General features: G+C 70.9%; 13 protein-coding genes. 8 read left to right on the top strand and 5 right to left on the bottom strand.

Translation table 11 applies throughout. From position 1 onward, the window contains the following. The first annotated feature begins 248 nt into the window (after positions 1–248). The 7 genes from pdhA to AB0915_RS07335 all read left to right on the top strand — a co-directional run bounded on the left by pdhA (position 249) and on the right by AB0915_RS07335 (position 8,878). Positions 249–1,421, top strand: coding sequence for a pyruvate dehydrogenase (acetyl-transferring) E1 component subunit alpha (gene pdhA / locus AB0915_RS07365; protein ID WP_366690146.1), 1,173 nt, complete (start codon positions 249–251; stop codon positions 1,419–1,421). Then, positions 1,418–2,446 carry an alpha-ketoacid dehydrogenase subunit beta gene (locus AB0915_RS07360; protein ID WP_366690145.1) on the top strand — a complete coding sequence of 343 codons (1,029 nt, stop codon included), beginning with the start codon at positions 1,418–1,420 and terminating at the stop codon, positions 2,444–2,446. The genes pdhA and AB0915_RS07360 overlap by 4 nt, the downstream gene beginning before the upstream one ends. Continuing rightward, on the top strand, positions 2,446–3,828 hold the full coding sequence (locus tag AB0915_RS07355) for a dihydrolipoamide acetyltransferase family protein (RefSeq protein WP_366690144.1): 1,383 nt from the start codon (positions 2,446–2,448) through the stop codon (positions 3,826–3,828). The genes AB0915_RS07360 and AB0915_RS07355 overlap by 1 nt, the downstream gene beginning before the upstream one ends. 84 nt (positions 3,829–3,912) lie before the next feature. After that, the gene (locus tag AB0915_RS07350) at positions 3,913–4,761 is read left to right on the top strand and encodes an NTP transferase domain-containing protein (protein ID WP_366690143.1); all 849 of its coding nucleotides are present in this window, start codon (positions 3,913–3,915) and stop codon (positions 4,759–4,761) included. Positions 4,762–4,763: 2 nt separating this feature from the next. After that, the gene (locus AB0915_RS07345) at positions 4,764–6,746 is read left to right on the top strand and encodes a molybdopterin molybdotransferase MoeA (protein ID WP_366690142.1); all 1,983 of its coding nucleotides are present in this window, start codon (positions 4,764–4,766) and stop codon (positions 6,744–6,746) included. Next, positions 6,704–7,834 carry a potassium channel family protein gene (locus AB0915_RS07340; RefSeq protein ID WP_366690141.1) on the top strand — a complete coding sequence of 377 codons (1,131 nt, stop codon included), beginning with the start codon at positions 6,704–6,706 and terminating at the stop codon, positions 7,832–7,834. The genes AB0915_RS07345 and AB0915_RS07340 overlap by 43 nt, the downstream gene beginning before the upstream one ends. 57 nt (positions 7,835–7,891) lie before the next feature. After that, positions 7,892–8,878 carry an NAD(P)H-quinone oxidoreductase gene (locus AB0915_RS07335; protein ID WP_366690140.1) on the top strand — a complete coding sequence of 329 codons (987 nt, stop codon included), beginning with the start codon at positions 7,892–7,894 and terminating at the stop codon, positions 8,876–8,878. Between the two features lie 267 nt (positions 8,879–9,145). On the opposite strand, the gene AB0915_RS07330 is transcribed toward AB0915_RS07335, so the two are convergent. The 5 genes from AB0915_RS07330 to AB0915_RS07310 all read right to left on the bottom strand — a co-directional run bounded on the left by AB0915_RS07330 (position 9,146) and on the right by AB0915_RS07310 (position 14,575). Next, positions 9,146–9,694: a bacterial proteasome activator family protein gene (locus AB0915_RS07330; protein ID WP_366690139.1), complete on the bottom strand. Its 549-nt coding sequence runs from the start codon at positions 9,692–9,694 to the stop codon at positions 9,146–9,148. 119 nt (positions 9,695–9,813) lie between these two features. Then, complete coding sequence (locus tag AB0915_RS07325) at positions 9,814–12,648, bottom strand: ABC transporter permease (protein WP_366690138.1); 2,835 nt, start codon at positions 12,646–12,648, stop codon at positions 9,814–9,816. Next, positions 12,645–13,424, bottom strand: coding sequence for an ABC transporter ATP-binding protein (locus AB0915_RS07320; protein WP_366690137.1), 780 nt, complete (start codon positions 13,422–13,424; stop codon positions 12,645–12,647). Before AB0915_RS07320 ends, AB0915_RS07325 begins: the two co-directional genes overlap by 4 nt. A gap of 261 nt (positions 13,425–13,685) precedes the next feature. After that, positions 13,686–14,300: a PadR family transcriptional regulator gene (locus tag AB0915_RS07315; protein WP_366690136.1), complete on the bottom strand. Its 615-nt coding sequence runs from the start codon at positions 14,298–14,300 to the stop codon at positions 13,686–13,688. 83 nt (positions 14,301–14,383) lie between these two features. Continuing rightward, positions 14,384–14,575 (bottom strand): hypothetical protein, encoded by a 192-nt coding sequence (locus AB0915_RS07310; protein WP_366690135.1) that lies wholly within the window; start codon positions 14,573–14,575, stop codon positions 14,384–14,386. A 178-nt stretch (positions 14,576–14,753) separates the two neighbouring features. On the opposite strand from AB0915_RS07310, the gene AB0915_RS07305 reads away from it, so the two are divergent. Next, positions 14,754–14,906, top strand: a complete 153-nt coding sequence (locus tag AB0915_RS07305) for a hypothetical protein (RefSeq protein WP_366690134.1) — start codon at positions 14,754–14,756, stop codon at positions 14,904–14,906. Positions 14,907–14,918 lie beyond the last annotated feature (12 nt).

Below are 14,918 nucleotides of genomic sequence, written 5' to 3'. Positions count from 1 at the left end.
TCCCCGCGCCTCCCTGTCCTGGACAACCTGCCCCTATCCCAGGCTGTGGAGAACCGTTTGTCCACAGGCTGACAGCGCCTGTAGCCAAAATGCGTTCGCGACCGAACAATCGGTAGGTGAGGCGCACCACATCTGCGCCTCGGTACGTGCTCGACATTTCGACATATTCAGCCACACCTCGGTATCGGGTGATCCCCCGATATCGCCAGTTGCCGCTCGATACCCCTCGATGCCAGGAGGTGCTTGTCATGACGGTCCAAGAGCTGCCCGGCGCGGCCGCTTACCGGCCCACGCCGCCCCCGGCCTGGAAGCCGCTCACCGACCCCGCGCCGCTGCTCCCGGACCCCGAGCCGTACCGCGTGCTCGGTACGGACGCCGCGGCCGACGCAGACCCGGAGCTGCTCCTGCGGCTCTACGCCGAGCTGGTGCGCGGCCGGAGATACAACGCACAGGCGACTGCTCTCACCAAGCAGGGCCGACTTGCCGTTTACCCTTCCAGCACCGGGCAGGAGGCCTGCGAGATAGCGGCGGCGCTGGTGCTGGAAGAGCGTGACTGGCTCTTTCCCAGCTACCGCGACACCCTCGCGGCGGTCGCGCGCGGTCTCGATCCGGTCGAGGCACTGACCCTGCTGCGCGGCGACCGGCACACCGGTTACGACCCGCGCGAGCACCGCATCGCCCCGCTCTGCACCCCGCTCGCCACCCAGCTTCCGCACGCCGTGGGCCTGGCGCACGCGGCGCGGCTGGCCGGCGACGACGTGGTCGCGCTCGCCATGGTCGGCGACGGCGGTACCAGCGAGGGCGACTTCCACGAGGGGCTGAATTTCGCGGCCGTCTGGCGGGCCCCCGTGGTCTTCCTGGTCCAGAACAACGGCTTTGCCATCTCCGTGCCCCTGGCCAAGCAGACGGCGGCGCCGTCGCTGGCGCACAAGGCGGTGGGGTACGGGATGCCGGGCCGGCTGGTCGACGGCAATGACGTGGCCGCGGTGCATCAGGTGCTCGGCGAGGCGGTGGCGCGGGCCAGGGCTGGAGGCGGTCCGACGCTCGTCGAGGCTGTGACGTACCGGATGGACGCCCATACGAACGCCGACGACGCCACGCGCTACCGCGTCGACAGCGAGGTGGAGGCGTGGCGGGCGCACGACCCGATTCAGCTTCTGGAGCGGGAGCTGACCGGGCGCGGGCTGCTCGCTGACGACGGCATCGAGGAGGCGCGCGCGGCCGCGGAGCGGATGGCCGCCGGGCTCCGTGAGCGGATGAACGCCGATCCGGTGCTGGACCCGATGGACCTCTTCACCCATGTGTACGCGGAACAGACCACGCAACTGCGGGAGCAGGCGGCCCGGTTGCGGGTCGAGCTCGACGCCGAGCAGGACCACCACGGCCAGAGCGGCCCACGTGGTGCGGAGGGAAGGCGATGACGACGGCGGCTATGACCGGCGAGCAGACGGAGAAGGCCAAGCCGGCCACCATGGCGCAGGCTCTGGGGCGTGCGCTGCGTGACTCGATGGCCGAGGACCCGACGGTGCATGTCCTCGGTGAGGATGTCGGCACGCTCGGCGGGGTCTTCCGGATCACCGACGGGCTGGCGAAGGAGTTCGGCGAGGACCGCTGTACGGACACGCCGCTGGCCGAGGCGGGCATCCTCGGGACGGCTGTCGGTATGGCGATGTACGGGCTGCGGCCCGTGGTGGAGATGCAGTTCGACGCGTTCGCCTACCCGGCGTTCGAGCAGCTCATCAGCCACGTCGCCAAGATGCGGAACCGGACCCGTGGTGCCATGCCGCTGCCGATCACGGTGCGGGTGCCGTACGGCGGCGGGATCGGCGGGGTCGAGCACCACAGCGACTCGTCTGAGGCGTACTACATGGCCACGCCCGGCCTGCATGTCGTCACGCCCGCCACGGTCGACGACGCGTACGGGCTGCTGCGGGCCTCGATCGCTTCCGACGACCCGGTGGTCTTCCTGGAGCCGAAGCGGCTGTACTGGTCGAAGGCGGCATGGTCGCCGGAGGCGCCGGTGGCCGTCGAACCGATCGGGCGGGCCGTCGTCCGCCGCCCCGGGCGCAGCGCGACGCTGATCACGTACGGGCCGTCCCTGCCCGTCTGCCTGGAGGCCGCGGAAGCTGCTGTCGAGGAGGGCTGGGACCTCGAAGTGGTCGATCTGCGCTCGCTGGTCCCGTTCGACGACGAGACGGTCGCCGCTTCGGTGCGGCGCACCGGTCGTGCGGTCGTCGTCCATGAGTCGTCCGGCTTCGGCGGCCCCGGCGGGGAGATCGCCGCCCGGATCACCGAGCGCTGCTTCCACCACCTGGAGGCGCCGGTGCTGCGGGTCGCCGGATTCGACATCCCCTATCCGCCGCCGATGCTGGAGCGGCACCATCTGCCGGGCGTGGACCGGGTGCTCGACGCGGTCGCGCGGCTGCAGTGGGAGGCGGAGAGCTGATGACCCAGGTGCTCGAATTCAAGCTGCCCGACCTCGGCGAAGGACTGACCGAGGCGGAGATCGTGCGCTGGCTGGTGGAGGTCGGCGACGTGGTCGCCATCGACCAGCCGGTCGTCGAGGTCGAGACGGCCAAGGCGATGGTGGAGGTGCCGTGCCCTTACGGAGGTGTGGTGACCGCCAGGTTCGGCGAGGAGGGCACGGAACTTCCGGTCGGGGCACCGTTGTTGACGGTGGCGGTCGGGTCCACTGCGGGAGAACTATCCGCTGATGGGGCTGCGGAGGCCGAGTCGTCCGGCAATGTGCTGGTGGGGTACGGGACGGGGGCACCGGCGGCGCGTCGTCGGCGGGTTCGGCCCGAGGCGGTCTCCGCTGCCGGGGCTGTGACGGTGCCTGTGGCGGAGTCGGCCCCGGGGGCTGTCGCAGGGGCGGTCCCCGCGGCTGTTCCCGGTGAGGAGCCGGGGCCGGTGGCGGTCATCTCGCCTTTGGTCCGGAAGCTGGCGCGGCAGCATGATCTCGACCTGCGGCAGCTGACGGGGTCGGGGCGGGACGGTCTGATCCTCCGGTCCGATGTCGAATCCGCCATCAGGGCGGCGGCGAGCGGAACAGTGGAGTCGGCTCCTGCGTCCGCAGTCCCGGCGTCGTCCCTGGCATCGGTGGCCCCTTCGGTTGCCCGTGCGCTCGCCGGCGAGCGGATTCCGTTGCGCGGTGTACGGGGCGCGGTCGCCGACAAGTTGGCACGCAGCCGGCGCGAGATTCCCGATGCCACGTGCTGGGTCGACGCGGACGCCACCGAGCTGATGGCTGCGAGAGCCGCGATGAACGGCGTCGATGGTCCGGCTGCGGGGCCGAAGGTGTCGGTGCTCGCCCTGCTGGCCCGTATCTGCACGGCTGCGCTGGCCCGGTTCCCCGAGCTCAACTCCACGGTGGACCTGGATGCGCGGGAGATCGTGCGGCTGCCCGACGTCCATCTGGGGTTCGCGGCCCAGACCGATCGGGGGCTCGTCGTCCCTGTCGTGCGGAATGCGCAGGACCGTAACGTGGAGTCGATCGGTGCCGAGATCGGCCGGCTGACCGAGGCTGCCCGGACGGGGAAGCTGACCCCGGCGGATCTGAGCGGCGGCACGTTCACGCTGAACAACTACGGGGTGTTCGGGGTCGACGGTTCGACGCCGATCATCAACCACCCGGAGGCGGCCATGCTGGGTGTCGGTCGCATCGTGGCCAAACCGTGGGTGCACCAGGGTGAGTTGGCTGTGCGCCAGGTCGTTCAGCTCTCGCTGACCTTCGACCACCGGGTCTGCGACGGCGGCACGGCAGGCGGCTTCCTGCGGTACGTGGCCGACTGCGTGGAACAGCCTGCGCTGCTGCTGCGCACGTTGTAGGAGAAGAAGAGAGGAAGCGGAGGAGGGCGAGGAGGAAGGGAGCGGGGAGGTTCAACGGGAGCGTGCGGCACTCATACTCGGGGCATGACCGTGTATGACGCCATCGTCCTTGCCGGAGGGGCCGCCAAGCGCCTCGGGGGTGCCGACAAGCCGGCCCTGCGGGTGGGTGGCCGGGCGCTGCTCGACCGGGTGCTGGCCGCTTGCCCGGACGCCGCAGCCACCGTCGTGGTGGGCGGTCGGCGGCCCACCGTACGCCCAGTGACCTGGGCGCGCGAGGAGCCGCAGGGCGGCGGGCCGTTGGCGGCGCTCGGCGCCGGGGTGCGGCTCACGACGGCCGGGCATCTGCTCGTGCTCTCCGCCGATCTGCCGTTCCTGGGGGAGAGCACGGTCGAGGAACTGCTGGCCGCAGCTGCTCACGGGGAGCGTGACGGGGCGCTGTGCGTGGATCAGGACGGGCGGGACCAGCCGCTGGTCGCCGTCTACCGTTCCGAGCCGCTCCGTCGCGAGCTGGCCCTGCTGGCCGCCGAGCACGGCAGCCTGGCCGGGCTCCCGCTGGGCCTGCTGACGCACGAACTGGACCTCGCCCGCGTCGAGGCCGATCCGCTCGCCTCCTTCGACTGCGACACCTGGGAAGACATTGCCGCGGCCCGGGTCCATATCAGAGAGCATGGGACCGTGCTGGACGAATGGATCACCGCAGTCAAGAACGAACTGGGCATCGAACTCGACGTCGACACCGACGTCCTGCTCGATCTCGCCCGTGATGCCGCCCACGGTGTGGCCCGGCCCGCCGCTCCCCTGACGACCTTCCTGGTCGGGTACGCGGCGGCGAAGGCGAGCGGCGACGGCGGCGGAGCCGAGGCCGTGGCCGAAGCCGCCCGGAAGGCGGCCGCGCTCGCCCTTCGCTGGGCGGACGAGGCCGAGACGCCGTGACGATGCCCGCACGCAAAGCAGACGGGGGCGTGGCCGACGACTGGGCCCCCGGACCCCCTCCGGATCCGGGGAGCAGACGCCCGGGGGCGGACCAGCCAGCCGTCCCGACCTCGGGAGAGATCGGTGCCGCCGCGAAGGCTCCGGCGGCCGGCCGGGCCACCGCAGCGGATCAGGACCGGGTTGCTACGGGTGCCGGCCGGGCCGGTGTCGCAGGAGAAGCTCAGGCGGTCTCGGGTGCCGGCGTCGCAGGGGCTGCCTCGGCGGCTGGTCAGGCTCGTGCGGAGGACGATGTCCCGAACGCCGAGGGCGCCCATGCCGCCGAGCAGGCTCGCGTCGCCGAGCGGGCCCGTGCCGCCGAGGAGGACCGGGCCGTCGACCAGGCGCTCGCGCTGGTCGGGCGCCGCTCCCCGCGTGAGCCCCGCTCCGTGGCTCAGCCACAGCCCCGGGCCGGGTTCTCGGAACAGAGCCCCCGGCAGGGATCCGGTTCTGGCCTGCGCCAGAGTCCTGACCACAGTCCTGACCACGTCCCTGGCCAAGGACCCGGGCAGGGATCGGACCCGGACCCCGTTCAGAGCCCTGGTCCCGGTCCTGGCCCGAGTGTTCACCAGGGCGCTGACCACGGTGCCGGCCGCGCCCCTGGCCGGCAGCCCCCCGGCCACTCCTCCGGCCAGTACCCCGCCCCCGAATCCGCCCGCGACCCGCGTGCCCGCGACCGACGCGCCGACGTTCAGCGCAGGCATGCCACCGCCTGGGGCGAGGCCCGCGCTCTCGCCGCCCGGGCCGGGCGGTCCGCCTCGCCCCGCACTCTGCGGCTCACCCTCGACCGGGCCATCGGACGCGTACTGGCCGAGCCGCTTGCCGCACTCGCCGATCTGCCGTCCTTCGACACCTCCGCCATGGACGGCTGGGTCGTTGCCGGACCCGGGCCCTGGACTCTCCGAAGAGGCGAGGACGGCGGGCAACGGCTGTGCATTCTGGCTGGGCACAGTGCGCCCGCTCCGCTTCCCGACGGGGATGCCGTACGGATCGCCACCGGCGCCCGCATCCCGGCCAATGCCACCGCTGTGATCCGGAGCGAACACGCTCACGCCGACGAGGCCAAGGGGCTGTTGTACGCGGAGCGCCAGGTGGTTCCCGGGCAGGACATCCGGCCGCGTGGCCAGGAGTGCCGTTCCGGCGATCAACTCCTGCCCGCCGGAACGGTGGTGACGCCCGCCGTCCTCGGGCTGTCCGCCGCCGCCGGTTACGACGAGCTGCTGACGGTCTCCCGCCCGCGCGTCGACACCCTCGTCCTCGGGGACGAACTGCTCACCACCGGTCTGCCGCACGGCGGGCTGATCCGGGACGCCCTGGGGCCCATGATCGGCCCCTGGCTCCGGGCGATGGGCGTCGAGGTCTCCGCTCCGCGACGCCTCGGCGACGACCGTGAGGCCCTCCGGCATGCCCTCACCACCTCCGACGCCGATCTCGTCATCACCACCGGCGGTACCGCGGCAGGCCCCGTCGACCACGTCCATCCCGTCCTCGCCGAGATCGGCGCGGAGCTGTTGGTCGACGGCGTCGCCGTGCGCCCCGGTCACCCGATGCTGCTGACCCGGCTGACCTCCGGGGGCCCGTATCTTGTCGGGCTGCCCGGCAACCCCCTCGCCGCCGTCTCCGGTCTCCTCACGCTCGCGGAGCCCTTGCTGCGCGGGCTGGCCGGCCAGACGGTGGAGGATCCGTACCGGGTCGTCGTGCGCGACGAGGTGCACGGGCACCCGCACGACACCCGCCTGGTCCCTGTCGTGCACCGGGTCGGTGCGGGCTCGGGCCCCGAACACGTCGTACCGCTGCACTACAACGGTCCGGCCATGCTCCGTGGAATCGCTGCCGCCGACGGGCTGGCGGTCGTGCCGCCGGGCGGGGTACGGTCCGGCACCGAGGTGGAGATCCTCGATCTGCCGTGGGCCTCGGCGACGCCGTGGACGGAAGGGTGTTTCACGTGAAACTTCCCGGCCACGACGCGATGGCCAGGCGGGTCGACGAGCATGTCGTCCCCACCCGGATCATGCTTCCGCGCCGTGTCGTCGACAGGCCGCTCCGACAGGTCGCCAAACGGCTGTTGATGGCGCTGATAGTCCTGGCCGCCACGGTGCTGATCGTCTGGGCCGACCGTTCCGGCTACCACGACAGCGCAGATGAATCGGTGGACCTGCTCGACGCCATCTACTACTCGACGGTCACCCTCTCCACCACTGGCTACGGCGACATCACTCCGTACAGCGACAGTGCACGGCTGACCAACGTGGTGCTTGTGACACCGCTGCGTGTGCTCTTCCTGATCATCCTGGTCGGCACCACCCTGGAGGTCCTGACGGAGCGGACCCGGGAGGACTTCCGGCTGAACCGTTGGAGAACCAACTTGCGTGACCACACCGTTGTCGTCGGCTTCGGCACGAAGGGCCGTTCGGCGATCCAGACGCTCTGCGCCACCGGTCTGAAGAAGGAACAGATCGTGATTGTCGACCCGGCGAACAAGGTGATCGAGGCAGCGAACGCCGAAGGTTACGTGGGCGTCGTCGGGGATGCGACGCGCAGCGAGGTGCTGCTGCGGGCCGAACTCCAGAAGGCGCGTCAGATCATCATCGCCACCCAGCGCGACGACACGGCGGTGCTGGTCGCGCTGACGGCGCGGCAGCTCAACCGCGGCGCGAAGATCGTCGCGGCGGTGCGCGAGGAGGAGAACGCACCTCTGCTGCGGCAGTCCGGCGCCGACGCCGTGATCACCAGCGCCAGTGCCGCGGGCCGGCTGCTGGGTCTCTCGGTCCTCAGCCCGAGCGCGGGCACGGTGATGGAGGACCTGATCCAGCAGGGCAGCGGCCTCGATCTCGTCGAACGACCGGTGATAAAGGCCGAGGTCGGCAAGAGCGTCCGGGAGACCGACGACCTGGTCGTCAGCGTGCTGCGTGGGCACCGGCTGCTCGGATACGACGATCCGGCGGCCAGCCCGTTGCAGCTGACGGACCGGCTGATCACCATCGTGCGCGTCTCGGGCACCCCGCCGCTGAACACGCCGCGCCGACAAGGGGCGTGACGGTCCGGGGGTGTCTCTTCGCCCGGCGCGACGACGTCACGGAGTAGCCTCGCCGCCATGCATGCGATCACGATCCCCGAACCCGGTGGCCCCGAGGCGCTCGTATGGGCCGAGGTCCCCGATCCCGTACCCGGCGAGGGCGAGGTCCTCGTCGAGGTCGTGGCCGGCGCGGTCAACCGCGCCGATGTGCTCCAACGGCAGGGCTTCTACAACCCGCCGCCCGGCGCGTCGCCCTACCCCGGCCTGGAGTGCTCCGGCCGGATCACGGAGATCGGCCCCGGCGTCATCGGCTGGTCCGTCGGCGACGAGGTGTGTGCGCTGCTGGCGGGCGGCGGATACGCGGAGAAGGTCGCCGTACCCGCCGGACAACTGCTCCCCGTGCCTGACGGCATCGACCTGGCGGTGGCTGCGGCGCTGCCCGAGGTGACGTCGACCGTCTGGTCGAACGTTTTCATGGTGGCCCATCTGCGCCCCGGCGAGACGCTGTTGGTGCACGGCGGGTCCAGTGGTATCGGCACGATGGCGATCCAGCTCGCCAAGGCCGTGGGCGCGCGGGTCGCGGTGACGGCGGGCGGGCCGGAGAAGCTGGCGCGCTGCGCGGAGCTCGGGGCCGACATCCTGATCGACTACCGGGAGCAGGACTTCGTCGAGGAGTTGCTCAAGGCGACGGACGGGGCGGGCGCGGACGTCATCCTCGACATCGTCGGCGCGAAGTACCTGGACCGGAATGTGAAGGCGCTTGCCGTCAGCGGTCGACTCGCCATCATCGGTCTGCAGGGCGGCGTCAAGGGCGAGCTCAATCTGGGCGTCCTGCTGAACAAGCGGGCTGCCGTCACCGCGACGTCGCTGCGCGGACGCCCCCTTGCGGAGAAGGCCGCCATCGTCGCCGCCGTACGCGAGCACGTGTGGCCGCTGATCGGCAGCGGTGTGGTCCGGCCGGTCGTGGACCGTACCCTGCCGATGTCCGACGCGGCGGAGGCCCACCGGGTGCTGGAGTCCAGTGTGCACATCGGCAAGGTGCTTCTGCGGACGCCGGCAGCCTGAGCCATACGGACGGCGGGGCCAGGCACACGAATCCGTGTGCCTGGCCCCGCCGTCCGTCCGTGCGTAGTGCTGTGACCGGCAATGCGTGCCCCATGAGGAGCGTCGTCCGGTGCGTGCGATCGCAAGGCGCCGGAAGGTCGTCGGATGGGGTCTCCCCTGCTCGAACGAAGCTGAGAGCTTGGGGAAGGAGCTACTAGGGCATTTCGGCAACGCAGCGAGCGCGCGTGCCAGACGCCGTGAGCCGGGCGCCCATTTTGTGAGCTCCTCTTACAGGTACGGTCCCGAGCGGATCGCCCCGTGCGCGTCCGACGCGCCGTCATCGTCCTCGTGACCGCTGCCCGGCGGGAGGGCGCGACGCATCTGCTCCAGTTGCGCCCGGGCCGCCATCTGCTGAGCGAACAGCGCCGTCTGGATGCCGTGGAAGAGGCCCTCCAGCCAGCCGACCAACTGAGCCTGCGCAATCCGGAGTTCCGCCTCGGAGGGTACCGACTCATCGGTGAACGGCAGGGAGAGCCGCTCAAGTTCCTCCACCAGCTCCGGGGCGAGGCCATCCTCCAGCTCCTTCACGGAGCTTGCGTGGATCTCCTTGAGCCGGACCCGGCTCGCCTCGTCGAGAGGAGCCGCCCTGACCTCTTCCAGGAGCTGCTTGATCATGCTGCCGATGCGCATGACCTTTGCGGGCTGTTCGACCATTTCTGTCACTGGGACCTCACGCGATTCGTCGTCAGTGCCACCGCCGCCGATCGCCATGCCGTCCTGTCCCACTACGAGGACTTGGGGGTGCTCCTGCGACCGTTCATTCCTCGGCATCTCCATGGCGCCATTGTCTCGTACGCCTGCTGTACAACATGGTGGTGCCCCCGCAAACGGTTGATCCACCGTTTTTGGGGGCACCGAATCAGCCGGTCAGGTCATTGATCTCATCGCACGCCTCGTCATCCGGCCCGCCGTGCCAGCGCCAGGCGCGACCGCGTGAACGCCGCCGCGAGCACCCCGGCCAGCAGCGGGATGCACACGACGAGCACACCGATGGTCGCCCAGGGCAGCACGATCGGCGTGTACGCCGACTGCGTGGGATCGAGCCGCATCAACTTCAGGGCGTCCCGCAAATCGATGAGGCGCAGTGCCACCGCGGGCACCAGGCCCGCCAGTGTGCCGAGCACCACACCCGTGAGCGCCACCACCACACACTGGAAGCCGGACAGCTTCCGCCGCACGCCCGGGGTCGCACCCACGGCGCTGAGGGTGTTCAGATCGGCTTCCGCATCCGCCTTGGCGAGGCCCGTGGTGATCGCGGCGGCGCCCAGAGTCACGGTGCTGGCGAACAGGGTCAGGATCAGCAGCATGGTGTCCTGCCGCTGGCTGGGGCCGTGGTCGAACTGCACCCAGATGCCGCCGCCGGACTGCTCGATGGCACCGGACACCCGCTGGTCCTCGGCGTTCGTCGGCGCATGGGCGACGGTGTACACGCTCCCGGCCGCCCTGGTGTGCAGGCCGAGCCGCTCCGCGGTCCTCTCCGGAAGGATCATGCGGATTCCGGGGGTGGCGGCGTACTTCGCGGGGGCCACGTACACCTTCAGCTTGTCCGTGATGGTCCGCGCCTCGCCCGGGTGCAGCTTCCAGTTCTTCGTGTCCTTCTCGCTGTACTGGTGGACCGCCTTGACGGTGACCTCGCCGTTCTCCGCGTACACCGGGTTGAGCAGCACCGGAGTTCCCGCGGCCAGTGCCTTGGCGGCTGCGGGGTCGTCGAGCTTCACGTACGTGTCGAGCAGGTCCGCGTCCGCGACGACGATGTTGCTCTCATCGGTGTTGAAGAGGCTCCACGACATCTGGTCGACGAGGCAGGCGGGGGAACGCATCAGCTTCCTGTGCTCGTCGGCGGAGAGCCGCGCGGCGAGTTCCTTGGCTCCCTTGCGGGTGAGTGGGCAGCTGCGGGCCTTGCCGGTGGGCTTGACCAGTTCGAGCGAGCCGCAGTGGTTCTCCTCGTAGACGTTGCAGTCGCTGCCTGCCCAGACCCGCCGGAAGTCCGCGTGTCCGCCGCTGACGGCCATGTTCCGCTCCACTGCGGCCCGTGCCAGCGGAAGGCGTTCTACCGCCTCCCCGGAGGACACGACGGCGATGGTCCCCTTGGTGAGCGACGGAACGTACTTGTACTCCACCTCGGCCGAGTAGCTGGACATGTACGTGGCGATGGCCACCGAACCCGCGACGGCCGCCATCACCGCGGCCACGGCGGGAGCGGTACGACCGCGGTTGCGGGCCGCGTCCCGCATGGCCATCCGGGGCGAGAGAGGCAGCCTCCTGCCGAGCCGCCCGAGGAAGCCGACGATCACCGGGATGCAGGCGAGCAGCCCGAGTTCGGCGACCATCGAGCCGCCGGCTACCAGTGTCGAATTCCCGCTGGTGCCGCCATAGAGGGCGATCGCAGCACCGAACGCCAGCACGCAGGCGCCCAGGAGGGGCAGCACCCGTGAGGAACGGCGGACGCCGCGTCGCCCGGTGAGCGACTCCAGTACGGACTGCCGGCTTGCCACGATCGCCGGGGCGAATGCCGCCAGCAGGCCGGTGATCAGGCCGATCACGGCGATGAGCAGCAACTCCAGCGGGGGCATCGAGAGGGAGCCGAACCGGTGTCCGGCCCAGTTCTCGATCACGGGCTGGAGGGCCGCGGTGAGTCCGAGGCCGACCACGACGCCCGTCACCGCTCCGATGCCACCGAGTACGAGACCGCCACCGAGCACCACGGCCCTGACATGGCGCCGGTCTCCGCCACAGGTGCCGAGAAGGCCGAGTTGGCGGCGGGAGCGGCGCGCGCCGACCGCGAAGGCCGGTCCGGCGAGCAGCACGATCTCCAGGACCGCCATGGCGATCACGGTGATGAGTGCCGTGCTGAGCTCTTCGGATCCGTTGTCGGTGATGCCGGGGTGTCTGGCGGCCAGCGGGACCTCGGAGTCCGGCGGCGGGTCGAGGACGACCTGCCGGGACGTGACGAGCACGCCCTTCTTATTGGCCTCCATGATGTGCGGCCAGGTCACGCCCACCCCTGCGGGGCCCTTGACCAGCCAGTCCGTGGACCCGGCGTTCGGAGGTAGCACCTTCTTGTCGTGGTCGGCCCTGTCCTTCCATGGCGCGATGACCGCACCGGGGTCGGCGTAGAGCGCCTTGGTCTTCAGCTCGCTGGGCAGCTCGACCACACCGGTGATGGTGTACTGCTGGCCGGAGTTGCGCACGGTGGTGGTCGAGCCGAGGTGCAGCCCGGTCGCCTTCAGGAACGGCTCGGTGGCGGCCATCTCGCCCTTGTCGTGCGGATAGGCGCCACGCATGAGGTCGATCTTGCCGCGGAGCATCCTGTCCGACGTCCGGATCTCGACGATGTCGGTGTTCGTGACGCCGTACCCGGTGGTGACACTCGCCGGGACCGACTGGATGCTGACCGCCCGCGACCCCTTGGGGAACGTCGTCCTGATGTCGACCGGGTCGCCGTTCCCCGCGGGGAGTACGCCGTCGAGGTTCGTGTAGGTGCTCGCGTCGGGGAGCTGCTCGATGGGTCCCATCTTCTGGTCCCTGAACAGCGCGTCGGCGGACCCAATTTCACTGGTCAGGGTCTCGGTGGTGGTCGGCGTCATGCTGCGGTACGTCACATCGAGTGCCGTGACGCCGAGCACCGGGACAGCGATCATCGCGACGACCAGTGCGCTGCGGCCCTTGGCGCGCATCGCGTCGCGCCTGGCTATGCGGAGTGCGGCGCGCCAGCCCGTGAAGATGCTCACCGGGCGCCCTCGGCGGCCAGCAGCGAGGCGGCGTCGGTAGTGAGCGTCTGGTCGACGATCGAACCGTCCCGGAGGAACACGACCCGGTCGGCCCAGGCGGCGTACCGCGGCTCGTGCGTCACCATCACAGCGGCCGCACCCTGGTCGCAGCGGTTGCGCAGCAGCGCGAGCACGGCCTCGCCGGTCTCGGAGTCGAGCGCTCCGGTCGGTTCGTCGGCGAGCACCAGGCGCCGGTCCCCCACCAGTGCGCGGGCGATCGCGACGCGCTGCTGCTGGCCGCCGGACATCTCGTCCGGGAACCGGTCGGCGATCTCCAGGAGGTTCAGCTCCTCCAGCGCCGCCTGCGCCTCCTTGCGGGCCTTGCGCACGGAGACCCCGTCGAGTTCGCGCGGCAGGGCGATGTTCTCGGCGGCGGTGAGCGCCGGTATCAGGTTGTAGTCCTGGAAGACATAGCCGACGCTGCGGCGGCGCAGGGCGGCGATGCCCTTGCGGCCGAGGCCGGCGATGTCCTGGCCCTCGATGATGACCTGGCCGCTGGACGCGGTGTCGAGACCGCCCGCGATGGTCAGCAGGGTGGACTTGCCGGAGCCGGACGGGCCCATCACGGCGACGAGTTCACCGGTGTGCACGGAGAGGTCGATGCCGCGCAGGGCGTGCACCTCGGCGACGCCGGTGCCGTGGGTGCGGGTGAGCGCTCGGAGTTCGAGCACCGGTGCGTCGACCGGCAGTGGCGAACCGGACGAGGACACGGGTCGGGACGGGGCGCGCGAGGACATGGTGGGTGGTTCCCCCCTTGGAACGGGTCTTGTGGGTCCGACGACCGGGAGCGAGAACGTTGTTGATACCGGATCGGTCGGTGTTACCGGCTCGGTCGTGAAACCGGGACGGTCGCTGATATCGGAGCGGCCGGTGACCGGCGCGAAGCGTGTACGTCGCGGTCCGCGGTGAGTGACGGGTGCGTACCTGGCAGTCCGTGGCCGGCGTCCAGTGCGTATGTGGACGGTCTGAGCTCGGTGCCGGTTTCCGGGTGCTCGTGGTCAGCGTCGGGTGCGTGGCCGGGCGGTGCGGGCCGGGGCGCGTTTGGCCACACGTCCCCCGGGCTCCGGCTCCGTGGCGGCGGCCTCGGCGAGGCGGACCAGCCGGGACTCGCAGTGGTCCAGCCAGCGGGCCTCGGCCTCCGCCTGGAAGATCAGCTGCTCCAGTACGAGCAGCCAGGCGACCTCGTCGCGGTTGGCCGGGACATCGGCGAGGGCCTGGGCCTTGAGACGCGTGTAGTCCTGCATCGCCTTCACCGTGTGGTGGCGCTGGGACTGGATGACGGTCCGGATGTCGACACCGGGCGCGCCGACCGCCATGGCGAGCTTGATGGCCAGCTCGTCACGGGGTGGGTTGCTGCGGTCGACGGGCGTCTCGAACCAGCTCCGCAGCTCGGTGCGGCCGTCGTTTGTGATCGCGTAGAGGGCGTGTCCCTGGTCGTCCTCGTCGTCCTGGACGACCAGGCCGTCGCGCTCCAGCCGGCTCAGTGTCGTGTAGACCTGGCCGACGTTGAGCGGCCAGGTGGAGCCGGTGCGTGACTCGAATTCGGTACGGAGCTGGGAGCCGTATCTGGGCCCCCGCTCCAGCAGGGCCAGCAGTCCGTGACGGATCGACATACTGAGTATGTATACCGAGTATGCTGCGTAATGCAAGCTCCTGCTGGAACGTGCGGGCGCGGCGCGGGCTCGTGGGCCCTGTCTCAGTTCGGCCGGCGCAGGTGGAACGCCAGGAAGCCCAGCCCCAGCCCTATCAGTGCGATTCCGGCGCCCAGAGACACCCTCTGTACTCGCCGCACGGCGGGAGTGCTGAGGGACTGCGGCGCGAGCCGGCCCTCCGGCGGGGAGTCGCTCACCTCGGGTGTGGCCGCGGGGGCCGTGACGGGAGTCGTCATGACGGGCTGGAGTTCGGGCTGAACCTCGGGCAGGCCGTGGGGGGTGTCGCGATGAGCGAGCTCTTCCGGAGAGAACGGCCGGCCCGGCCGCAGGCGCCCTTCCCCGGCCCGCCGTCCAGCGAGTGGCGGCTGCGCCTCGGGGCGGGCCGACGGCCTGGCGGACCGGCTCACGGATGCCGTGAGGGAGGGAGAGGCGGGGCGTGAAGCCGAGGGCGAGGCGGAGCGTGAGGCCGAGGGCGAGGCCGAGGAGGAGGGAGTGGCCGGCCTGCCGGCCGATGCGGCCGGGGAGGGCGAGGGGGGAGAGGGGGGCGAGGACGGAATCGTCGAGTGATCGGCCGAAGGG

The sequence above is a fragment of the Streptomyces sp. NPDC048411 genome, from assembly GCF_040704695.1.
Taxonomy (GTDB): domain Bacteria; phylum Actinomycetota; class Actinomycetes; order Streptomycetales; family Streptomycetaceae; genus Streptomyces.
The sequence above is the reverse complement of the archived record's forward strand: the minus strand, read 5'-3'. Positions and strand labels throughout refer to the sequence as shown.

Coding starts and splice junctions, on each gene's coding strand:
- AB0915_RS07310 (WP_366690135.1), bottom strand. CDS start 14,575: ATGACGACTCCCGTCACGGCCCCCGCGGCCACACCCGAGGTGAGCGAC.
- AB0915_RS07315 (WP_366690136.1), bottom strand. CDS start 14,300: ATGTCGATCCGTCACGGACTGCTGGCCCTGCTGGAGCGGGGGCCCAGA.
- AB0915_RS07330 (WP_366690139.1), bottom strand. CDS start 9,694: ATGGAGATGCCGAGGAATGAACGGTCGCAGGAGCACCCCCAAGTCCTC.
- AB0915_RS07360 (WP_366690145.1), top strand. CDS start 1,418: ATGACGACGGCGGCTATGACCGGCGAGCAGACGGAGAAGGCCAAGCCG.
- AB0915_RS07350 (WP_366690143.1), top strand. CDS start 3,913: ATGACCGTGTATGACGCCATCGTCCTTGCCGGAGGGGCCGCCAAGCGC.
- AB0915_RS07320 (WP_366690137.1), bottom strand. CDS start 13,424: ATGTCCTCGCGCGCCCCGTCCCGACCCGTGTCCTCGTCCGGTTCGCCA.
- AB0915_RS07345 (WP_366690142.1), top strand. CDS start 4,764: ATGCCCGCACGCAAAGCAGACGGGGGCGTGGCCGACGACTGGGCCCCC.
- AB0915_RS07355 (WP_366690144.1), top strand. CDS start 2,446: ATGACCCAGGTGCTCGAATTCAAGCTGCCCGACCTCGGCGAAGGACTG.
- AB0915_RS07335 (WP_366690140.1), top strand. CDS start 7,892: ATGCATGCGATCACGATCCCCGAACCCGGTGGCCCCGAGGCGCTCGTA.
- pdhA (WP_366690146.1), top strand. CDS start 249: ATGACGGTCCAAGAGCTGCCCGGCGCGGCCGCTTACCGGCCCACGCCG.